Source organism: Microcystis sp. LEGE 00066 (genome assembly GCF_015207925.1).
GTDB lineage: Bacteria > Cyanobacteriota > Cyanobacteriia > Cyanobacteriales > Microcystaceae > Microcystis > Microcystis ichthyoblabe_A.
Genome location: NZ_JADEVX010000037.1, coordinates 1 through 22569, shown reverse-complemented (window position 1 = coordinate 22569; position 22569 = coordinate 1). Strand labels below are relative to the sequence as shown.

The window sequence follows — 22569 nt, the reverse complement described above, 5'->3', positions numbered from 1 at the left end:
TTATGCAAACCTCCGAACATTCCCTTAACTTTCAAGAATTAATCGACCAAAAAAATCAAGGATTTGACCCCAAGAATCCCCCCGCTCAAGAATTAATCGATAGTTGTGTTCACTGTGGTTTTTGTCTATCTACCTGTCCCAGTTATCGAGTCATTGGCAAGGAAATGGACTCCCCCCGGGGCAGAATTTATCTGATGAATGCCATCAATAAAGGGGAAGCAGTTTTAGACGAAACCACTAGCCAACATTTTGATACTTGTTTAGGCTGTTTAGCCTGTGTTAGTACCTGTCCATCGGGGGTACAATACGATCAATTAATCGCCGCAGTTCGTCCGCAGGTGGAACGCAATCAACCCCGCAGTTTTAAAGATAAAATTATTCGTTTTCTGATTTTTAATCTCTTTCCCTATCCCGTCCGTCTCAAATTATTTTTACCTTTCCTCTGGTTATATCAAACCCTGGGATTACAAACCCTAGTCAGAAAATCGGGTATCTTAAAAATGCTCTTTCCCCGTCTAGCGGCCATGGAATCAATTTTACCAAAAATTACCCTAACCTCTCTGTTTAAAAACTATGCCGATGTTATTCCCTCCCAAACTGAAAAACGCTATCGGGTGGGAGTAGTTTTAGGTTGTGTGCAGCGCCTCTTTTTCTCACCGGTAAATGAAGCGACAGTGCGGGTTTTAACTGCTAATGGTTGTGAAGTGGTTATCCCAAAAACCCAGGGTTGTTGTGCCGCTTTACACGCACACCAAGGACAGGAAAAACAAGCGCAAAGTTTAGCCAGACAAATGATCGATAGTTTCGCAGAAACCGAGGTTGATTATATTATTATCAATGCGGCAGGTTGTGGTCATACTCTCAAGGAATATCATCATATTTTAGCCGACGATCCTGAATATAAAGATAAGGCTAAGGAGTTTGTGGCTAAAGTACGCGATGCTCAAGAATTTTTGGCAGCAGTGGGATTAACTGCTGATTTATCCCCGATTACCGAGACAGAATTAACCCTAGTTTATCAAGATGCCTGTCATCTTTTACACGGACAAAAAATCTCGGTGCAGCCACGGCAATTATTGCAAAAAATCCCCAATATTAACTTAAAAGAACCTATCGATGCAGCCCTGTGTTGTGGTAGTGCCGGAGTTTATAATATGCTACAGCCAGATACTGCCGATGAATTAGGTCAGCAGAAAGTACGCAATTTATTAAATACTGGGGCTGCGGTGATTGCTTCTCCTAATCCGGGTTGTTCCCTACAAATTAAAAAACATCTACAATTACAGGGAAAAGATACACCCGTTATTCATCCTATCGAATTATTAGATTATGCGATTCGCGGGCTGAAAATTGGCTAACTCCCACCATTTGAGTTGTGTTAGTGGTGTCAGGAAAGCAAAAGAAAACCCCACAGACAAAGACCTTGTAATGATAGAATCGACCATGGCGATGGCTTAACTATTAGTATTTTTTGCGTCGGACTAGCAGGAGATAAAAGCGTGACCTTTAAGATTGGTTTACTCGGTTTCGGGGTTGTGGGGACGGGAACAGCGAAAATCCTCCTCGATCCTTTTGGTCGTCATCCCGTACTCAAAGAGATTACCATTGGACGAGTGGGAGTTAGATCCCTAGATAAACCGAGAGAAATCGAGCTTTCTCCCCAGCTGTTGACCACTGACCTAGAATCGATCGTTACTGACCCCGAAATTGATATTATTGTCGAATTATTGGGGGGTTTGGAACCAGCACGCTCTTTAATTCTCAAGGCAATCGCATCGGGAAAGCACGTTGTTACGGCAAATAAAGCGGTTATTGCCCGTTTTGGCGATGAAATCTACGCCAAGGCCAACGAAAAGGGGGTTTATGTCCTCCTAGAAGCGGCCGTGGGTGGTGGAATTCCCGTCATTAAACCCTTAAAACAATCCCTCGGCGCTAATCGCATCAGCAGCATCATGGGAATTGTCAACGGCACAACTAACTATATTCTCACGGAAATGAGCCAAAAAGGGGCAGATTTTAGCGAAGTTCTGGCCAAAGCTCAGGAATTAGGCTATGCAGAAGCTGATCCCACTGCGGACGTGGATGGATTCGACGCGGCCGATAAAATCGCCATTTTAGCCTCTCTGGGTTTTGGAGGTCGGGTAAAACGGGAAGATGTTTACTGTGAAGGTATCCGGCAAGTTAGCGCCGTCGATATCGCCTATGCTGATAGACTGGGATTTGTGATTAAGTTATTAGCGATCGCAAAAGATACGGTTAAAGAGGATTCCGATACTCTAGAGCTGCGGGTTCATCCAACCCTAGTACCGAAAATCCATCCCCTCGCTAATGCTAACGGAGTCTATAACGCTATTCTGGTCGAGGGGGAACCCTTGGGACAAGTGATGTTTTATGGACCGGGTGCTGGTGGCGGACCGACGGCCAGTGCAGTAGTATCGGATGTGATGAATATCGTCGGAATTTTAAAAAGTAGTGGCAAAACCAAGGAACTTGACCCGCTTTTAAGCTGTGTTCACCAGCATTATTGTCAAATCGCCCCCATGGAGGATTTATCGACCCGTTTTTATGCTCGTTTTCTCTGTCGCGATGTGCCGGGGGTAATCGGTCATTTAGGTATGGCTTTCGGCAACCATGGGGTTAGTCTAGAATCCGTGGTACAAATTGGGATTAGGGGTGATTTAGCCGAAATTGTCGTTGTCACCCACGATGTACGCGAGGGCAATTTCCGCAACGCTTTAGCGGCAATAGAGTCTTTAGAAGCTATTGACAGTATTCCTAGTATTCTCCGGGTTTTGTAATTAAGAAATCGCTTTTTTTATGGTCATGGGTCGGAGAATCAGAAGTGAGAAAAGTTGGCTAAGTTTGACTGGCACAATTTTGTTTTTTTGTCTAGGTTTTTTGGGCTTAAATCAAAAATTAATTTTTGCCCAAGGATCCGATAATGTTTGTCCCCTGCCGATTTTATCAAGGTTACAACGCCATAAAATCCAAGCGGGAGAAACGATCGCCTCCATCGCCGAAAAATACGCTCTCATCCCCGCAACGATAATTAAACTCAATCCGACTATTCTTAAAAATGGTTCGGCCCCCGTGGGTAAAGAAATCTTCATTCCCCCGATGAACGGCATTCGCATCGAAGCACCCAAGGGTTCCACTTGGCGAGATTTAGAAGCAGCCTATGGTATTCGTGCCGATATACTCTTTGAGCTTAACGGTTGTGGTCGCCGGCCGACAATAGTTTTTATCCCCGGCAGCAATTGGTCCGCCGCCGGCAAGCGATCGGATTATACTGGATTAAGTTCTTATCCCTTACCCTTGGCCAGCACTGTCGGATTAGCCTACGGTTGGCAAAAAAGCCCCACGGAACAGAAAAATCTCTTTCATAGTGGTGTTGATCTTCTCACAGATGTTGGTACACCCGTTCTAGCCGCCGAAGATGGTCTAGTGATTTATGTGGGTCAGGAAGGGGCCTATGGTAATTTGGTAGTAATTAATCATTTAGGTCGCCGGCAGACCCGTTATGCCCATTTAAGCAGGGTTACAGTGAGAATTGACCAACGGGTACGAGCAGGAGACGTTATCGGTGCGGTTGGCACCACGGGACAACCGGATATTATTCCCCCCCATCTTCATTTTGAGGTGCGCTTAGATACTCCCGTCGGTTGGACAGCGCAGGATCCGGCTTTGCATTTGCCCCAAATCGGCCCGCAATCAAGTCAAAAGTAACCAGTTAAGGGACTTCCAAAAAATAAACTATTCATTCTCGGAGTGTGAGAGGGAGGGGTCGATGATTGCCCCCTCCTTCCCGATTTTGTAGTAGAATTAATCCTGTACATTATTAATCAAGTTTTTCCTTTTAAGTGTATATGGAATTAACTGATTCCCTCAAGCAATTGCTCAGTGAAACTGCACTTCAATTAAAAGATGCAACTAAAAGAAGATTGATGGCACAAACAGTCTTAGAATTGGGCTAGAAAACCATTGGAATGGGAGTATTTTAGATGAAATCGAAACAGCCTTGAAATTCGCCCAAACTATGACTTGAAAAGGAAAACACCCGATTGTTAAGTTGATTACTGAAATTTACAAAAAGGAGTAAAGCTTGCTAAAAAAGCCAGGGAAAAAATTGAAGAAAAAATCGAACGTCTCCCAGAATTAACGAATCAAGACTTTCCCAATTTGGGCCAATGGTTTATTGATATCTATTATGATAAGACCTGGTTTGTATTTAACTAAGATGGTTGGCTAAAAACTGTCTTTGATTCTTTAACTTGTCCTTTTTATACTCGAAAAAGCTCGGAAGTATAAAAGTTTATGCTGCCTATTTTTTCGGAAAAATAGGTTGTAATGGAAGACTCTTTGTTTTCCTAGACAAAAATAATTACTTTTTCAAAAAAACACTTTTCTATTCTATTTTTTTGTTGGGTATTTTATTCTCTGGAAGTCTCTTATTTGCCTAAAACAAAACCCCACCATGGGTGGGGTTTCGGGTTTAATTTAGGAAATCCTAGAAGGTGAAGGTACCGCGAAGGGTGCCAATCCACTCGTTACCAGTGCCTTTGAACTGTTCAGGTGCAGAAATCCAGATGACACCGGGGGTGATAGAAATATTGTCGGTGACTTGGTACTTGTAGAACAATTCAACGTGGTAGGGAACGATGTTAGATACCCGTAATCCCATTTCTCGGAAGCTTAAGTGACCGATGTAGGGCTGCGCACCAGCAAACAGACCTAAGATATTTCCTTCTTTACCTAAGTCGGGGAAGGCAATACCAGCACCGTAAGTCCACACTTCCGCATCACCGAGACCGAGTAAGCGCACGGTGGAGTAGGAACCGAAGGCACTCAAGCTGGCGAAACCAATATCCACTGCACCGGTTAAACCGTAGCTATTGGATACTTTGGCTCCGAAGTTGAAGAAACCGACTTCATCCTGTAGGGTTACGTCTCCAGGAGGGTTGCCATTGACGTTGAGCAGGGTGTTTAACTGAGTTTGGGAAAGGTTAGCGGCGGAAGTTCCCGTCACACCACGAGAACCACCGTTACCGAAGATGGCGGTATCGGCACCTTGGTAAGCGTTAACGTAGGTGAAGCCGACGTTGAGGAAGTTAAAGAGGTTAGCGTTAATCTGTGCTAAAGCGGCGTAATCTCCGTTAAAGAGACCATTACCCGGGTTAGGATTGGCCGCAGAGCTAGAGCCACCACCAGCTAAGTAACCCAAAGATAGAGAAGTCGGGCCGACAATGCTTTGGAGGAAGCCTAACTGTAGGCTAACACCAGCCCCAGAACCACCACCGATACGGTAGATGGGGTTTTCGGAAGCGAAGGTAGATAGCGCACCATTACCACCGTCGAAGTCTTCAAAGAAGGGGTTAGTGGTGGGAACGAAGTCATTCCAAATACCGCCCCAAGCGGCGACGTAGGTATTGAAGCGACCAAAATAACCTAAGTCAATGGGAGTATAGTAGGCCAACCAGTCGAGAACCACATCGCTACCGTTACCCGCAGCAGTCCAAGTTTGATAAAGGGAGGGGCTTTGCAGATTATCGAATCTGACGGAAGCGGGATCACCATTTTGTAGTGTGGTGGTCGATTTGTAATCAAATCCAAAGGGAGTGGCACTACCCGCCGCTAAACGAGTTTTCAACACGTCCTGACCGGTGAAGCTCGTGTTTAAAACTAAACGAGCGCGGTACTGCATGGCGGCTTGGGAGGCGGGGCTACCGGCACCGACCGTATCGGTGACAGCGAAAATAACTTCCCCAGCTAATTTGGTGGTGGTGGAGAATTGGTTATTTTCGAGGAAAGACACCCGGCTTTCTAAGTTATCAACTCTAGCTCCCAAGGCCGCTAATTCGGCCTGGAACTCATCCATCAAGCGCTTGAGGGCATCTAAGTCTTCCTTGAGGACGTTGACACCATCTTGAATTAAACGTTCCATGACGTTTAAGCAAGCGTTTAAACCAGCCGCAAATTCCCAACGGGTTAAAGCTCGGTCGCCGCGGAAGGTGCGATCGGGATAACCAACAATACAACCATAGCGTTCAACTAAACTTCTTAAAGCCTCGAAAGCCCAAGCGGTGGGGGAAACATCGCGCAGTTGGTTGACGCTGGTGACTTGATCGATGGTGTTGCCCTGTACGGGTGCAACTTGACCTTCATTACCGTACTGTTCGATCTGATTGAGTAGTTCGCCAGTTCCTGCACCGTTGTCCTGAACTTGAGCGATTTCTAGATTGTTAAATTCGGTAGAAACACTGGTAGATTTGACGGGATCGAAGCTACTAGCATTAGCGGAAGCTACTAGGGTAGCCCCTAAAATCGCTGGGCTAACCAGCAATGATTTCCAGAACATTCTTAACATGATGGTTTTTTCCTCACACCTTATAGGTTGACTACACAGTTTGATCACGCATATAGCCTTACTATTCTTTTGCCATTATACACGATTTAATTGCTTAGGGAAAGATGCGATCTCATTTTTTTTCCCTTGACCGGTTGACAAAGTGGCCACCCTGTCGCTCCTAACGGCACTTAAACAAAAACTAAAGTAGGTTAAAATCCTTACAGAGAGAAGACTTAAGCTCAAATAACAGCCTCATTTAGACGAGTCGGGCAAGGTTCTGTAATTTTGATAACGACGACTGAACTGAGTTGTCGTCAGGTTAATTGATGATTTATGTAGTGGCACTCTTAATATGGAGTGATGTCTAATGGGCAAAACTTAACGCCGATAAAAACAGAGACAAAACCATGAAACAAAAAAAGATAGCCAATATACTGCGTAAAGCCTTGCTAGAAGATGGCAAGATGGAACGCGCTCTCTATGAATACGAATTGGAAGAACACATAGACTACTGGTACGAAGGTCTCAAGTCCGACCGTGATCAGTTTGTCTTTGCCGTCACGGAAAACTCCGGTGATGTGGCAATGGTATTGATTACGCCAGATAAAACTATCTACGTCAATGAGGAGGCGCGAGAGAAACTCTCCGAATTCTGGATAAAAGCTTATAGAAATAATATAAATCGATTAATTCCCATGATGGCGGACAATTTGGCCAATAATATTATCTCGGTGACAGGCGTTAAAATGGTGTCCCCCAACCAGAAGCGGCGCTGGGTTAGTTTGCGCCCGTAGAGTTAAAGTGCAGAGATGACGGGAAACCCTGAAAAACTATCCGCCCTTACCAATTGCTCGGTAAGGGCGGTGTAGCGGGTCATCGGAACCGACACCAGACTGCCGGAAGGAACTCCAGGTAGTCCAAATCTTGTTTAGACGTGGGGGTCTAGAGAACAGCCCCGGCGCACAGCCGGCTATTGTCGATTAGGAGACCCATGCTTTTACTACTTTCTACCATCGACATCACCTCCTGTATCCCTGAACGGATTGATTATCAAATTTATCTGCAACTAGCTTAACGCAGCTGTTCGGAAAAAATCAAGGCCAGCAGCTAAGAATTTTTTCGGCAGGCTGAGGTTAGCCCCAAAATGCAGGTGGAGATAGGAAGCGTGCAGATTCTTACCTTGCCACCCTTCGCCATTGATCTCACTTTTGGGGAATGCTTGCAGTTGATAAATCGGTGCGTCGCTCACCCCGCTTAATTGGGAGCGATGGAATTCATGGCCGCGCACTGGTTGACCTGCTTTGAGCAGGATCGTCTCCTGTTTGGCGATGGCTTGACGATAACCTAGGGTTAACTTCGGCGACATTATAGCAGATTGGGGGATTATTTGCAACATAGAATGATTTTTTTGCTCAAAATCAACTATTTTGTTACATAAATACATTAATCCGCCACATTCGGCGTAGGTGGGCATTCCAGAGGCGATCGCTTTTCTCACCTGAGTTAAGACGGGGGTGTTAGCGGCTAATTCCGGGGCAAAGATTTCGGGAAAACCGCCACCAAAGTACAATCCTTGCAGGTTTTCGGGCAAATTTGCTCCTTGCAGGGGACTCCAAAAGATTAATTCTGCGCCTAAATTGGCTAAAATATCGAGATTATCGGGGTAATAAAAGTTAAAAGCCTTATCTCTGGCAATACCGATACGGATAGGGGGAAAAAGCTTATTTGCTCCTGTGGGATTTTTCGGGTTCTCTTGGGGAGAAATAGTCAGTAAAGGCAAGAGAATGTCCCAATTAAAGCAGTTTTGGGCAATAGAAGCCAGTTGATCTTGCAGTTCCCTGATTTCTCCTAGTTCATCCCTAGGAACTAATCCTAGATGGCGATCGGGAATTGTCAGGGAATCTTGACGACGCAAAACCCCGACAATCGGCATATTGATAGATTCTAGGGCGGTTTGCAGTAATTGCAGGTGGCGATCACTACCAACCCGATTGAGGATAACTCCGGCCAGATGGAGATTTTTGTCTAAAGATTGATAACCGCGGACAATAGCGGCGACAGAGGTAGATAAACGACTACAATCGATAACTAACAGCAGAGGAAGCCCTAAAATACGGGCAATATGGGCGGTACTGGCATAATCGGGAAATTGAGTATCGCTTAATTGAATACCATCAAATAGCCCCATTACCCCTTCAATCAGAGCATAATCGACATTTTGACAATGTTGGGCAAAACAGGTTTTTACATAGTCTTCAGAAGTTAAAACCGGATCGAGATTGCGACAGGGGCGACCGGTAAAATGAGTATGGAACATGGGATCGATATAATCGGGCCCGACTTTAAAAGATTGCACTTGATCGCCACGACTGATTAAATAGGCCAAGATTGCCAGAGTAATCGTCGTTTTACCGACTCCGCTTCTTTCTCCTGCGATGATCATTATTAGTTGTTTTTTTCGAGATCGAGCTAGACTTAATGAGCCTGTTACACAATCAATTCTAAGGCTTGCCAACGGCTAATAGAGTCAATTTTGGACCCTAACTGGTTTCTGTGTCAATCGACTTTTTTTTATTAGCAGCGAAATCGATTTGACCACGTTTAGGATCATTGTCATCATCTCTAGACAACCAGCTATTGTTCTGACGTTCCCCAAAACCAGAGACTTCCTACCTGACAATTAAGATAACTGCTAGATTAGCTGACCAATTTTGTTTAGCTGTTAACTTTTGTAAAAAAAACATCGTCTGCATCCTATTGTACAGCTAGACTAAAAATAGCTAGAAAAAGCAGTTAGATCGGCAAGAGAGAAAAGGTACAAACCCTGACTGGGAGATGAAGGGTAAATACGCAAATAAGCCTCAATTCCGCTCTAAAGTTGGCTTTACCGACAGCGAGAGACCAGATTAATCAGGGAAACATCGTCAGATCAACTAATCAATATAGCTTCTTAGGTGTCTGGGAGTGAAAAAGACAGAGAACGAGGGTTTTCTAGTTCCTATAACTGCACTAATCAGAGACCTAGAACTTACCTCTAAACCGACAACTAAATTATCAGGAGAATTGGGATGATGCTAACTCTACACACGCTGACCAATGATAGTATCTCTTGTCCCTTGTCCGATCGCATGGAGAATGTCAATTTCCACTACGAATTAGAAAATCAAATTCATCCCACCTACGGCCTCGAAAACCTAGGCATGAAAAATCTCGGTCGCGTTTATCGCAATCTTTCCGTACCGCAATTAGTCGAACAGGCGATCGAACGTCATGAGGGCGTTTTAGCCGATAATGGGGCTTTAGTGGTGGAAACGGGTAAATATACCGGTCGTTCCCCCAAGGACAAATTCATTGTCAAAGAAGCCACTAGCGAAGAGGAAATCGACTGGAATCAGCATAACGTAACGATTAGCGAGGAAAAATTCCAGCAGTTATACCGCAAAGTCCTCGCCTATGTGCAGGGAAAAGACCTATATATCTTCGATGGTTATGTCGGGGCCGATCCTAATTATCGCTTTGGCGTGCGCGTTGTCACCGAAATCGCCTATCATAACCTCTTTGCCCATCAGTTATTCCTCCGGCCCAGTGCGATCGAACTAGCCGCCCATGAAACTGATTTTACCGTGATTGCCCTGCCGGGGTTACAGGGAGATCCCGAGGATGACGACCTGAACAGCGAAGCCTTTATCGTCCTCAACCTGGCAAAAAAAATCGTTCTCATCGGTGGCACTCGCTACGCTGGCGAAATCAAAAAATCCGTCTTCTCGATGATGAACTACCTGATGACCAAACAAGGGGTTTTACCGATGCACGGTGCCGCTAACATGGATAAACACGGTCATACGGCCCTCTTTTTCGGTCTCTCCGGTACGGGTAAAACCACCCTTTCCGCCGATCCTAAACGCAGCCTCATCGGTGATGATGAACACGGTTGGTCAGAAGACGGCATTTTTAACTTTGAAGGCGGTTGTTATGCTAAAACCATCCGTTTAAGTGCCGAATACGAACCCCAAATCTGGGCGGCGATTCAATTTGGCACTATTCTCGAAAACGTGATCCTTTCCCCCGATAATCGCCTTCCCGACTATGATGATGGACGTTTGACCGAAAACACCCGCGCCGCCTATCCCCTGCGTTATATCCCTAATTGTGCCGTATCTGGCATGGGGACCCATCCAAAAACTATTATCTTTTTAACTGCCGATGCTTTTGGGGTACTGCCACCAATCGCCAAATTAACCACGAACCAGGCGATGTATCATTTCCTCTCCGGTTATACTAGCAAATTAGCGGGAACGGAACGGGGAATCACCGCCCCACAGGTGACCTTTTCCAGTTGTTTCGGTCAATGTTTCTTCCCTCTCTCACCCCTCGTCTATGCCCAAATGTTAGGGGAACGTTTAGAAGAACACCCCGAAACCTCCGTTTATCTGATTAATACTGGTTGGTCCGGCGGTCCCTACGGAGTCGGCGATCGCATCTCGATCAAACACACCCGCGCTATGGTTTCCGCCGCTTTAAATGGCGATTTAGAGGAAGTGGTTTTCCATCCTCATCCCATCTTTCAGGTTCTCGTCCCCGAAATTGTCCCCGGAGTTCCCAAAAAAATCCTCGACCCGCGACAAGCATGGCAAGATGGCGAATCCTACGACCTACAGGCCCGAGAATTGGCCCATCGTTTTGTGGAAAATTTCCGTCAATTTACCACTGCCTCCCAAGAAATCATTGCAGCCGGTCCAATTTGGGAATAGCAACATGGCTCTTCGGTTTGTGTTATGCAATGAACGGGGGTTATAAGGGATGGAACCCCTATATAGAAAGGCATTTAGCGATTTTTGTCAATTATTTTCGATCTAGAGCGAACTAATCAATTAAATCCTTTGCCAGATAAGGATTTAGTCGATTTATGCCCCCCTATCGAACCATACCAAGTAACGAAGAGCCAGCAACATCAAGGAATCGGTTATCAACTAGGGTTTGCGGCAAAAAGTTTGTTGGTGGGGTTATCAGTTATCAGTTATCAGATGTGAGTTTTCAGTTCACTGTTTACTGTTTACTGAAAAAAGGTTCCCCACTTCCCCACTTCCCCCTCTCCAGCACTCCCTAAACCCTTCTATTGCCCATAGCTTGTCCAGCAAGATAACCGGTGGTCCAAGCGCTTTGAAAATTAAATCCCCCCGTAACTGCATCGATATCTAATACCTCCCCGGCAAAATATAACCCCGGACAGATTTTACTTTCCATAGTTTTAAAATCCACTTCCTGAAGATTCACTCCCCCAGCGGTGACAAATTCCTCCTTAAACACCCCTTTTCCTTTGATTTGATATTCCCCTTGCTGTAATTCAATCATCAATCGATTGAGAGTATTTTTAGATAATTCGGCCCAGGGAGTTTCCGAGTTAACAGTCAAGTAACTTAATAAACTCTGCCAAATACGCTTAGGTAACTGCTCAAAGGGACAATAATTAAAAAGTTTTCTTTTGGGATATTCACTTTTAGTTTGTAAGATAATTTCTCGCAATTTTTCAGGATGATAATCCCCTAACCAATTAATGATTAAAGGCATTCGATAATGATGCTCGTGAAGTACCCGCGCCCCCCAAGCAGAAAGTTTTAAAATAGCTGGTCCACTAACTCCCCAATGGGTAATTAATAAAGGTCCAATTTGTTCTAATTTACTTCCCCCAAGACGAACTCGCACTTTATCCACAGTAACCCCTAACAAATCTTGCAGACGAGGATCGGCAATTTGAAAGGTAAATAAAGAAGGGACAGGAGAGACTAGAGAATGACCTAAATCTTGAGCGGTGAGATAACCAAAAGGACTACTTCCCGTAGCAATTAAAAGCTTATCTGCCCTAATTTGCTCATCTCTTTTTAATTCAATTAAAAAACTTTCTTCCTGTTTTTTTACCGATTTAACTGGGGAATTTAGCCTTAAATTAATCCCAGCAAAAGTCGCACTTTCCCGCAGACAATTAACAATAGTTTCAGAATTATCGGTGCTGGGAAACATTCGCCCATCCACTTCTGTTTTGAGTTTTACCCCCCGCAATTCAAACCATTTAATAGTATCTTGGGGTTGAAACCGACTAAAAGCTCCCCGTAGTGCTTTGCCACCGCGAGGATAATAATTAACCAATTGGGAAACATCAAAACAATGATGGGTGACATTACAGCGTCCCCCTCCCGAAATCCGCACTTTCGCCAGAGGTTCTTTTGCCGCTTCTAGGATAGTAACGCCAGCTTTTGGGTTAGATTCTGCCGCTTTAATTGCGCCAAAAAATCCCGCTGCCCCGCCACCAATTACGACTATTTGAGTCATATATCAAGGAAAAAGTTAAGTTTAAACCGCCAAAAATCGCTGAATGACTTCTTGACTTAATTCGCTCGTGAAACCAGAAGCAACAATTCCCCCTTTCTGCATGGCGTAATATCGATCAGCTTGACGGACAAAATGCAGGTGTTGTTCTACTAATAAAACGGCGATTCCTTTACTGGCAACAATACGCCGCACCGCCGCTTCAATTTCGAGAATAATTGACGGTTGAATTCCTTCCGTGGGTTCATCTAAAATCAATAATTTTGGTTCCCCCACTAAGGCGCGAGCGATGGCTAATTGCTGTTGTTGTCCCCCGCTTAAATCCCCTCCCATCCGCGATAACATGGTTTTTAAATCGGGAAATAAATCAAAGATTTCTTCGGGAATTGTGGCATTTTTTCTTTTTGTCGGTAAAGCTTCTAAACCGAGAGTTAAATTCTCTTTTACCGTTAAACGGGGAATAATATCCCTACCCTGCGGCACATAACCCAGCCCTAATCTAGCTCTTTGATCTGAGGTTTTATTAATGAGGTTTTGTTGCTCATAATTAATTACTCCCGCTCGCGGTTTTAAGATACCCATTAGGGTTTTTAAGAGGGTAGTTTTACCCACGCCATTACGTCCGATTAAACAGACCATTTCTCCCGCATTAATGTTAAGATCCACATCTCTTAAAATATGACTTTCTCCGTAGTAAACATTCAGATCAGATATGTGTAACATTGTCAATCCTTTTTAACTAATTTTAATCATTTGAATTTTTATTCTTCCGAGGAACCTAGATAAACTTCAATAACTTTCGGATCATTTTGAATTTGCTCCATATTCCCCTCACAGAGAACGGTTCCTTGGTGTAAAACCGTAACTTTGCGGGCAATTTGCCGGACGAATTCCATATCGTGTTCAATGACAATAATCGAATGACTTTCCGCTAGATTTAATAACAAATTACCCACGTTTTCCGTTTCCTCATCGGTTAATCCTGCCACGGGTTCATCTACTAGCAGTAAATCTGGTGACTGGGCCACTAATTGGCCTATTTCTAAGCGTTGTTTTTCCCCGTGGGAAAGTAAAGAAGCGGATAAATCAGCTTTAGCAGTTAACCCGATAGTTTCCAATAAACCAATAACTTTTCTGCTATCTTCTAGAGGAGGACGACCGAAAAGAGTCGAGAAAACATTTTTATTGCGATTACTAACTAAATCGAGATTTTCTCGGACAGTTAGATTTAAATATACCCTGGGAGTTTGGAATTTGCGACCAATCCCTAAACGAGCGATCGCAAATTCGGGAATTTTGCGGAGATCTCGACCTTTAAATAATACCCGTCCGATGGTTGGTTGCACTTTCCCCGTAATCACATCTAAAAAAGTGGTTTTTCCCGCACCATTGGGACCGATAATCACCCGTAATTCTCCCGTATCCATACTGAAATTAAGATTATTGAGAGCTTTAAAACCCCCAAAACTAACGGTAAGATTCTCGATTTCTAAGATTTTTCCAGTCATAACTTCTAAGAGGGAATAGGGAAGTATTTTCAGTGAACAGTGAACAGTAAACAGTAAACAGTAATCAGTGAACTGAAAACTCACATCTGATAACTGATAACTGATAGCTAAGATCACTTATGCTCTAATTCTTCTTTTTCCAGTTGCACTTCTGGATCTTCCTCAATACTAGGATAGGTAATTAAAGTTTTGCGGAAACCAAAATGAGTCAGCAAACGTTTAATACCACCGAGAATACCATCGGGAAGCACTGTCACCACAATTAGGAATAGGGACCCTTGGAAAAATACCCAGACTTCCGGAAATTGTTCGCTTAAAAAAGTTTGGGCCATGCGTACTAATAAAGTACCGATAACTGCCCCCACAAGGGTAGCACGTCCTCCCACAGCCACCCAAATCACCATTTCAATGGAAAAAGCCACATCCATAGAGTTAGGAGTGATAATTCCCGTTTGCACGGTGTAAAGCGCGCCAGCAACACCAGCAATTGCCCCAGAAATGGCAAAAACTAGCACCTTAAACCAAGTAGGATCATAACCGGAAAAACGAACCCGCACCTCATCATCGCGAATGGCGACTAACAAGCGCCCAAATCTGCCGGTAGTTAACCAACGACAGAGGAGATAAATAGCCAGTAAACAGACAATTGTGAGTAAATAAAAGGCCACTTGAACAGCATCGGAACCCACCAGCAATCCAAAAATTGTTTGGGTATCAGTTTTTAAGCCATTAGTGCCGTTGATTAACTTCTGTTGACCGTTAAAAAAGTTAAAAAATACCAGTAAAGCCGCTTGGGTCAAAATCGAAAAATAAACCCCTTTAATGCGATTGCGGAAGATTAAATAACCTAACAATCCCGCCACGATCGCTGGTACAATAATTAGGGCTAGAATTGTCAAAGGTAGGGAATAAAAAGGTTGCCAAATAAAAGGTAATTCTGTCACCCCGTAGAGAGTAAAAAATTCGGGCATTTGTCCGGGGGGTAACTGAAGATTTAGGTACATGGCCAAAGCGTAACCACCGAGGGCGAAAAAGATACCATGACCAAGACTTAATAAACCCGTATAACCCCAGATTAAATCTATCCCCAAAGCGACAATAGCGAAGGAAAGAAATCGCCCCAATAAACGCAAGCGGAAGGCCGACAAAGCTAAGGGCAGCAACACCGCAAAGATGACCACCAATCCAACAATAACAGCGATTTCCGTGATTAACTTTTTCTTTTCCCGTTGTCGGGATTCGTTTCTAGTGATGGTTTCGGTAATCATAATCTATAACTCGGCAGTACGTCCTTTAGGAGGAAAAATTCCCGCAGGTTTGAATTGCAAGAAAGCAATAATTAAAGCAAAAATCATCACTTTTGCCATGCTAGTGGTGGAGAAAAAGGTGAAGAAATCCGTTAGGGGTTTTAGTGCTTCTACGGAACCAAAAATCAGAGCAAAAGTTCCCGAACCAATTAAATAATTAGCCACACCGATGGCCATGGCCGCAATAATAGTTCCTAGTAGATTACCCACTCCTCCCACGACCACTACCATAAAGGTATCAACGATATAATTTTGTCCCACATTTGGACCGACGGAACCCAAGAAACTAATCGCACAACCAGCAACTCCAGCTAATCCCGAACCGAGGGCAAAAGTCAAAGCATCCACTTGATTGGTGGGAATGCCTAAACAGGCACTCATCTGGCGATTTTGGGTGACGGCACGAATGCGTAAACCCCAAGAAGATTTATTCAAAAACCAATAGGTTCCTAACAAACAAAGGGCAGTTAAAATGATAATAAATATACGGGTGTAGGGCATTTGAAAACCCAGTAAAGGTAAACCTCCCCGTAACCAAACAGGAGCGGTGACATCGACGTTTCTGGCACTAAACCAGGGTTTAGCAAGAACGGAATTAAAAGATAAAAGATAGCCTAATAATCCAGCGATAGCTAGGGATAAAGGGAGGGTGATACCGATAGCTAAACTGCGAATTCTCTCCCAATCTAGGCGACGACTTAACACCTTCATTGCCCCAAAAAATAAGAGACAGAAAACTATTAAACTAATTACTAATAAGCCGTTGACACTTCTGACAAATTGCTGCAGAATTAAGCTGACTCCCCAAGTGGCCAGCAGCGTTTCTAGGGGTCTGCCGTAGAGGAACCTAATCACCCCCCTTTCTAATAATAATCCCGCCAATCCCGACACTAAAAAAGCGATCGGTAGGGCGAATAAAACATAAGTATCAAAGAAGGGAGAACCGAAACCCTTAAAGACATTTTGCACCACAAAAGTACTGTAGGCCCCTAACATCATTAACTCACCGTGAGCGAGATTAATCACCCCCATCAGTCCAAAGACAATCGCTAGTCCTAAAGCTGCCAGCAATAGCACAGAACCGATGCTAATACCATTAAATAATCCTTCTAATAATGCTGACACTTTTCCTTATTCCCGTGCATTTTTAAGGTTTAAAAAGAGGGGTGAACAGTAATGTCCACCTAACCCTCGTTATTGTCTGGAAAAATTCCTAAAACTAGGATTTTTCCATTTTGAATTTACCGCCCTTAGCCGGATCCGTCCAGTCACAGGCAAAGCCCTTAGTTTCGGGGACAAATTGGTTCCATGGTTGCGGATCCACAGGTCCCGGAGTTGACCAAATGATGTCAAATAGACCATCATCTCTCACCTGACCAACCCGGACGGTTTTGGAGATATGATGATTGGGGAACATTTGCACCGGTCCTTCGGGAGCATCGAATTTTTGTCCGATGGCGGCGGCGCGAACTTTGTCCAGATCATCGGCGGTTCCCGCTTGTTCCACCGCTTGCTTCCAGAGATAGACCATAATATAGGCCGCTTCCATCGGATCATTGGTCACGCGATCCTCACCATATTTAGCTCGAAAAGCCGCAACAAATTTCTTGTTAGCGGGGGTATCTACGGTTTGGAAATAGTTCCAACAAGCGTATTGACCGAGGAGATATTCCTTACCAATCTGTTTAACTTCTTCCTCAGCAACACTCACCGACATGACCGGATATTTATCGGGAGTTAAACCGGCCGCTTGCAGTTGTTTAAAGAAAGCCACGTTACTGTCACCGTTGAGGGTGTTGAAAATAACGCCGCCATCGGGTAAAGCTTGCTTAATTTTGGTAATAATCGGGGTAACTTCCGTGTTACCTAGGGGTAGATAGTCTTCGCCTACGGTTTCGCCACCTTTCGCCTTTAACTGCTCTTTAATGATCGTGTTGGCAGTGCGGGGGAAAACGTAGTCGGAACCGACAAGGAAGAATTTTTTCCCTTTGTTTTCCAGCAACCAAGTCACTGCCGGCTCGATCTGCTGGTTGGGGGCAGCGCCAGTGTAGAAGATATTTCTAGAACACTCTTGACCCTCGTACTGGACGGGATACCAGAGCATATGGTTTCTGGATTCAAACACGGGCAAAACCGCCTGACGACTGGCGGAAGTCCAACAACCGAAGACGGTCAAAACTTTGTCCTGATCGATCAGTTTGGTGGCTTTTTCGGTAAAAGTTGGCCAATCGGAAGCGCCATCTTCCACCACTGCCTCGATCTGTTTACCAAGAACACCACCGGCGGCATTGATTTCCTCGATCGCCAGTTTTTCCGCATCAACTACGCTGGTTTCACTGATGGCCATGGTGCCACTGAGGGAGTGCAGAATACCCACCTTAATCGTCTCTCCAGAAGCCGGGGCGGGACTAGCAGCTGGGCTAGGACTAGCCGTGGGGGTTTGGTTTTGTCCACCACAAGCTTTTAACAGAATACTGGTTCCCAAAGTGGCAGAACCGTACAGGAGAAATTTACGTCGTCCTAAATTTGACATGATGATCTTGAACTAACCTCGCTGACAATATTAGCTACTTCACACGGATGTTTTTGCTGAGGAGATTTTCGGGAATCTTTCTACAAATATCTGTGTGATATTACGGCTAGGTTAGCAGATTTTTTGTGATTTTCGCTACTTTTTGGATATTTTTTGTAATTTTCGCTACTTTTTTCCAAAAAATTAATGATTTTTCTGGAATTTGCCTCAGTTTTTTAGCTATCAGGAGTCGGTCGCCGGTCGTCGGTTGGGGAAGTCATAAGACCTCTTGTAAAAATCAAAAATTGTTGTTAGGGTTAGGAGCCAGTAGCCAGTAGTCAGTAGTCAGGAGAATTAAGAATGAATAATAATCAATTAAATGATCTATTTACAGATTTTATGCGATTTAATCCTTATTTTTGACGTTTTTGAACCCTCAAAAATTAATTAGGCCAGAGGTTTATAATAACAGAATGGCCTCGCGTGCCTGGAAAAAGTGCGAAAACCGTTTTCTAGTAAGGCTTCCAGTAATATTCAGCCCAACCCAATTATCAATCTGAATCTGGCCAAAGCAGCCGGACAGCAAGCAGCGCAAAACCAATGGCCGCTATCGCTTTTAATATCTTAGCGGGGAATAACTGCGCCATACTGCCCCCCGCCAGGACTCCTAAGAAACTGGTGCAGATTAAGGCGGTAATTGAGCCAAAAAAGACAGCTTTGGGTGATTTGGAACTGCCACCGAGAGCGATCGCTACTAATTGACTTTTATCGCCTATTTCTGCCAAAAAAACCGTGATAAATGTCAGTCCGAATAATTGCCAATTCATAAATTCTGGGGAGATGGGAAGCTTTTTTCAGTGAACAGTGAACAGTAAACAGTAAACAGTCACACTGATCACTGATTGCTTAGAGAATATCGCCGATGAGTAAACCAGTGATCAAAAGGAGAAGAATAGCGACACCGATATCTAAGGTTTTGGGGGAAAGACGACGCGCAATCCAATAACCGATCAGGACACCGAGGAGACTGGTAGCGATTAAAGCGCTGGCTGCCCCAGCAAAAACCACCCAGGGGGATTGGGATTCGGCGCTGATCAAAAGGGTGGCTAATTGAGTTTTATCGCCGATTTCAGCAAAAAATATGGTTAGGAAGGTGGAACTAAACACCGTCCAAAAACTCCAAGAAGGTGGATGATCTGGCTTTTTCTCGGTTGAGGCGATCGATTTACTATCACTCATCGGCTAATTTAACAGTATCAGGTTAAGAAATAATTTTCATACTTTTTTCATTTTAGCCCGACTGGTTTTCTGGCGATAGTTTCTGCTGTTGATTACGCTGTCTCCTTCCCCCAATAGTTAAAAAACCCTAGTCGATCGAGGTAGAGTTTCCATCCTAGAGTTTAATAATTATTAGACTAGGACGAGCGCAAATTGCTTGGAGGTATAGCCCCTATGGTAGAAAACAGAGATTATACTCTGATTATTGACAAAAGTGGCAGTATGTCCACTGCTGATAAACCCAGCGAGAAAACCCGTTGGCAAATTGCCCAAGAATCCACCCTCGCCTTGGCTAGAAAGTGCGAGGAATTCGATCCCGACGGCATCACTATCTATCTTTTTTCCGGACGTTTCCGACGCTATGATAATGTTACTTCCGATAAGGTGATACAAATTTATCAAGAAAATGAACCCATGGGAAGGACAGACCTAGCCGCTGTTCTCCAAGATGCCCTCAATAATTATTTTCAGCGCAAAACTGCCGGCAAAACTAAACCCAACGGAGAAACTATTCTGGTGATTACCGACGGAGAACCAGATGATCGCAAAGCGGTGATGCGTCAAATTATCGAAGCTTCTCGAAAACTCGATCGGGATGAAGAATTAGCCATTTCTCTGATTCAAGTAGGCCATGATCGACAAGCGACAGAATTTCTCAAAGCTTTAGACGATCAGCTAGAATCGGCGGGGGCTAAATTTGATATCGTTGACACAATTACTATCGATGATATGGAAGATATGACCCTAGCGGAAGTTCTTCTCAATGCCGTTACCGATTAATTTCTACCGGAGTAGGGGTGATATATCTTCACCCCTAATCAAGGAGGATTTAACTGCTAGTCAGGGCGACAAATTTATCTTTTTCTTCATCGGATAATTGATCGGATTGTCCGGTGATTTGTTTGTAGATTTTGAGATATTCCAAAGCGGATTTATACCAACTAAAATCCTGAGTCATGGCCCGTTGTTGTAGTTTTTGCCAATCCTGTTTATAACGGAAACTTTCCCAAGTCCGGATCATACAGGTAAACAGGTCTAAAGGTTCATAGCGATCGAAACTAAATCCTGTTCCTCTTTCCTGAATCGGGTCGTGGAAAGATACCGTATCGACTAAACCACCGGTGCGGCGTACCATAGGAATACAACCGTAACGCATGGCCATTAATTGGGAAATGCCACAGGGTTCAAAACGGGAAGGCATTAACAAAGCATCGGCCCCCCCATAGATGCGACGGGAAAGAGCATCACTATAGAGAAGATGCAGGGACATTCGCCCCCGGAAACGGGAAGTCATCTCCCATAGTTGGGTTTCATAATAGCGATCTCCTGTACCCAAAATAATCAATTGAGCATCAGTATAGGTGAGAAAGCGATCTAAAATTTGCATCACTAGATCAATACCTTTTTGCTCCACCAAACGCGTCACCATCCCCATGACAAAGGCATTTCTGCTGACCTGTAGTCCCACTTCTTCTTGCAGGGCAATTTTATTAGCCAGACGTTTTTCGATGGTTTCTGGGGTAAAATTCTGCTTAAGATAAACATCTTTAGCCGGGTTATACACCTCCGTATCGATGCCGTTGACAATCCCCACCAGATTGCCAGAAATATAGGACAATAATCCTTCTAAATTTTCGCCATAAATGGGGGTCTGTATTTGACGGGCATAGGTGGGAGAGACAGTCGTGACGCGATTGGCAAATTGAACCGCCGCGGCCATGGTATTATCGCCCTGCATATACCAAGGACACCAAGTCATTTTTTCTAATGCCTCGCGCCAAGGCCCCTGGTAGGCGAGATTATGGATCGTAAAAACGGTGCTAATATCGGGGTCTTGGTGCATCCAGACGGGAATCATGCCCGTATGCCAATCATGACAGTGAATAACTTGCGGTTTCCAGTAATTCCAAGCGAATTCCGCCGCACCATTGGCAAATAGAGTAAATCGCCAGGCCTCATCTTCGCCTCCGTAGATACTGCGTCCAGAGAAAGCTAGATGACCAAAGAGGTAGAGAGGAATATCTGTATCGGGTAAAACCGTTTCATAGACTGAAAAATCCTGAAACATGGCGAATCCTGACCAAATGGGTTCGGAAGGGATGTCCATTTTTTCCTGAAGAAAACCGTAGTAGGGTAGAAAAATCCGCACATCATGACCTAGCTGACGCAAGACTTTCGGTAATGCCCCAATTACGTCTCCCATTCCCCCAACTTTGGCAATTGGAGCGGCCTCGGCACCCACAAATAGAATTCGCATACTCTTCCCGCTTCACTTCACGACGACAAGAAATTTTAACAGATAAAACCCCCCCAGCAGGATTTGCCAGCAGGTATTATCGGATTAGCCGAGATTTTTCTTTAACGAACCAGAGCGCCAACGAGGGGCATAATTAGCTGTTTTGGGCATTATTAAGTTTTTTAGGCTTTTTTTACCGCCTTTTTAGCAAATTTTAGCTGATCAGCACCAGTTCTGTCTCTGTCAAAGTTAAATCCACTCCTCTTCATCCCCTTTGTTTACCTCCCGATCTTCGTTTTGATCCTCGGCGGGGGGCGTAATAATCCGATAATTGACATCGTACACTTGATCGGCTTTTTCCCCGCGAGTCTGTTTGGCTGTGCGGTAACTATAGGAATAAACCGAGCCGGTTCGAGAAATGTCACTAGGAGGCTTGACAAAATTTGCTTTTTCCTCATCTGCAAGCCTAGACGAAAATTCTTCCCGATCCTGAATGGTCGTCGGTTTTTCGGGGGGTGTATCAAAATTCCAATCATCACCGCTATCTCTTTCCCAATCGTTACCCCGTGCAGACGGAGCAGTATCTTGAATATAGGTAGGTCGGGGAGATGGCGGTGGGACTGTAGGATTATTTCCTATACGAGGGGAAGCTTTTGGGGCAGCCAAAGGACGACCAAAACTATAGAGAAATTGCAGGGTTAAACCACTGATAATTCCCGCCAAGGTGAAAAGTAACACCCAGACCGCTAGGGGCAGTTTTACCGTCATAATACCGCCAAAAAAGACCAAAGTGATCACCCCCAGATTCTGCCAGATCAGTAATCCGCCTACAGCGATCGCAAATAAGACCATAATCCAGCCCATTTTTACCTCCCTTGATACAGTGATTCAGTAAACAGTGATCAGTAAACAGTGATCAGTGATCAATCACTAAGGGACTTGCGTGGGAATAATATCCCAATCGATCGGAGGGCGCAAGCTTTGCGCCCCTACAGTAACGGATTTTGTCCACAATGTAGGGGCGAACTGCGTTCGCCCAAAAGGTACATTATCAAAGC

Annotated in this window: 19 protein-coding genes and 1 pseudogene; 8 read left to right on the top strand and 12 right to left on the bottom strand. The window is 44.4% G+C overall.

Going from position 1 to position 22569, the window contains the following annotated elements; genetic code table 11:
* Window positions 1-2: 2 nt before the first annotated feature.
* The 4 genes and pseudogenes from IQ224_RS07505 to IQ224_RS07490 form a co-directional block, all read left to right on the top strand.
* A complete protein-coding gene (locus IQ224_RS07505) occupies window positions 3-1358 on the top strand; it encodes a (Fe-S)-binding protein (protein WP_194032788.1) in 1356 nt (451 codons plus the stop codon).
* Between the two features lie 141 nt (window positions 1359-1499).
* Window positions 1500-2798: a homoserine dehydrogenase gene (locus tag IQ224_RS07500; protein WP_002741741.1), complete on the top strand. Its 1299-nt coding sequence runs from the start codon at window positions 1500-1502 to the stop codon at window positions 2796-2798.
* A 19-nt stretch (window positions 2799-2817) separates the two neighbouring features.
* The gene (locus IQ224_RS07495; protein WP_194032787.1) at window positions 2818-3726 is read left to right on the top strand and encodes a M23 family metallopeptidase; all 909 of its coding nucleotides are present in this window, start codon (window positions 2818-2820) and stop codon (window positions 3724-3726) included.
* A 244-nt stretch (window positions 3727-3970) separates the two neighbouring features.
* Window positions 3971-4236: pseudogene (locus tag IQ224_RS07490) on the top strand (ISAzo13 family transposase); the annotation flags it as partial.
* A 271-nt stretch (window positions 4237-4507) separates the two neighbouring features.
* Here IQ224_RS07490 and IQ224_RS07485 read toward each other — a convergent pair.
* Window positions 4508-6364, bottom strand: a complete 1857-nt coding sequence (locus IQ224_RS07485) for an iron uptake porin (protein WP_036399818.1) — start codon at window positions 6362-6364, stop codon at window positions 4508-4510.
* 389 nt (window positions 6365-6753) lie between these two features.
* Here IQ224_RS07485 and IQ224_RS07480 point away from each other — a divergent pair, with 389 nt between their 5' ends.
* Window positions 6754-7140: a hypothetical protein gene (locus tag IQ224_RS07480; protein WP_002741736.1), complete on the top strand. Its 387-nt coding sequence runs from the start codon at window positions 6754-6756 to the stop codon at window positions 7138-7140.
* 272 nt (window positions 7141-7412) lie between these two features.
* Here IQ224_RS07480 and IQ224_RS07475 read toward each other — a convergent pair whose 3' ends face one another.
* The gene (locus IQ224_RS07475) at window positions 7413-8789 is read right to left on the bottom strand and encodes a cobyrinate a,c-diamide synthase (RefSeq protein ID WP_194032786.1); all 1377 of its coding nucleotides are present in this window, start codon (window positions 8787-8789) and stop codon (window positions 7413-7415) included.
* Window positions 8790-9417: 628 nt separating this feature from the next.
* Here IQ224_RS07475 and pckA point away from each other — a divergent pair.
* Window positions 9418-11097 carry a phosphoenolpyruvate carboxykinase (ATP) gene (pckA, locus tag IQ224_RS07470; RefSeq protein ID WP_194032791.1) on the top strand — a complete coding sequence of 560 codons (1680 nt, stop codon included), beginning with the start codon at window positions 9418-9420 and terminating at the stop codon, window positions 11095-11097.
* Between the two features lie 84 nt (window positions 11098-11181).
* Complete coding sequence (locus tag IQ224_RS07465) at window positions 11182-11376, top strand: hypothetical protein (RefSeq protein WP_194032785.1); 195 nt, start codon at window positions 11182-11184, stop codon at window positions 11374-11376.
* Window positions 11377-11449: 73 nt separating this feature from the next.
* Here IQ224_RS07465 and IQ224_RS07460 read toward each other — a convergent pair whose 3' ends face one another.
* The 8 genes from IQ224_RS07460 to IQ224_RS07425 all read right to left on the bottom strand — a co-directional run bounded on the left by IQ224_RS07460 (window position 11450) and on the right by IQ224_RS07425 (window position 19236).
* On the bottom strand, window positions 11450-12673 hold the full coding sequence (locus IQ224_RS07460; protein ID WP_052275867.1) for an NAD(P)/FAD-dependent oxidoreductase: 1224 nt from the start codon (window positions 12671-12673) through the stop codon (window positions 11450-11452).
* 21 nt (window positions 12674-12694) lie between these two features.
* Entirely contained in the window at window positions 12695-13393 is a 699-nt protein-coding gene (gene urtE / locus IQ224_RS07455) for an urea ABC transporter ATP-binding subunit UrtE (protein ID WP_002741731.1), read from the bottom strand.
* Window positions 13394-13431: 38 nt separating this feature from the next.
* Entirely contained in the window at window positions 13432-14178 is a 747-nt protein-coding gene (urtD, locus tag IQ224_RS07450) for an urea ABC transporter ATP-binding protein UrtD (RefSeq protein ID WP_002741730.1), read from the bottom strand.
* 113 nt (window positions 14179-14291) lie between these two features.
* Window positions 14292-15446 carry an urea ABC transporter permease subunit UrtC gene (gene urtC, locus IQ224_RS07445; protein WP_002741729.1) on the bottom strand — a complete coding sequence of 385 codons (1155 nt, stop codon included), beginning with the start codon at window positions 15444-15446 and terminating at the stop codon, window positions 14292-14294.
* A 3-nt stretch (window positions 15447-15449) separates the two neighbouring features.
* Window positions 15450-16610, bottom strand: a complete 1161-nt coding sequence (locus IQ224_RS07440; protein WP_052275871.1) for a branched-chain amino acid ABC transporter permease — start codon at window positions 16608-16610, stop codon at window positions 15450-15452.
* Between the two features lie 94 nt (window positions 16611-16704).
* Window positions 16705-18018, bottom strand: coding sequence for an urea ABC transporter substrate-binding protein (gene urtA, locus IQ224_RS07435; protein ID WP_194032784.1), 1314 nt, complete (start codon window positions 18016-18018; stop codon window positions 16705-16707).
* Window positions 18019-18548: 530 nt separating this feature from the next.
* Window positions 18549-18824 (bottom strand): TMEM165/GDT1 family protein, encoded by a 276-nt coding sequence (locus IQ224_RS07430; protein ID WP_002732425.1) that lies wholly within the window; start codon window positions 18822-18824, stop codon window positions 18549-18551.
* Window positions 18825-18903: 79 nt separating this feature from the next.
* Window positions 18904-19236, bottom strand: coding sequence for a TMEM165/GDT1 family protein (locus tag IQ224_RS07425; protein WP_002741725.1), 333 nt, complete (start codon window positions 19234-19236; stop codon window positions 18904-18906).
* A gap of 213 nt (window positions 19237-19449) precedes the next feature.
* On the opposite strand from IQ224_RS07425, the gene IQ224_RS07420 reads away from it, so the two are divergent.
* Window positions 19450-20055, top strand: coding sequence for a VWA domain-containing protein (locus IQ224_RS07420; RefSeq protein WP_036399809.1), 606 nt, complete (start codon window positions 19450-19452; stop codon window positions 20053-20055).
* A gap of 49 nt (window positions 20056-20104) precedes the next feature.
* On the opposite strand, the gene glgA is transcribed toward IQ224_RS07420, so the two are convergent.
* Window positions 20105-21532, bottom strand: a complete 1428-nt coding sequence (gene glgA, locus IQ224_RS07415; RefSeq protein WP_002741723.1) for a glycogen synthase GlgA — start codon at window positions 21530-21532, stop codon at window positions 20105-20107.
* A gap of 228 nt (window positions 21533-21760) precedes the next feature.
* Window positions 21761-22375 carry a hypothetical protein gene (locus IQ224_RS07410; protein ID WP_036399806.1) on the bottom strand — a complete coding sequence of 205 codons (615 nt, stop codon included), beginning with the start codon at window positions 22373-22375 and terminating at the stop codon, window positions 21761-21763.
* Window positions 22376-22569 lie beyond the last annotated feature (194 nt).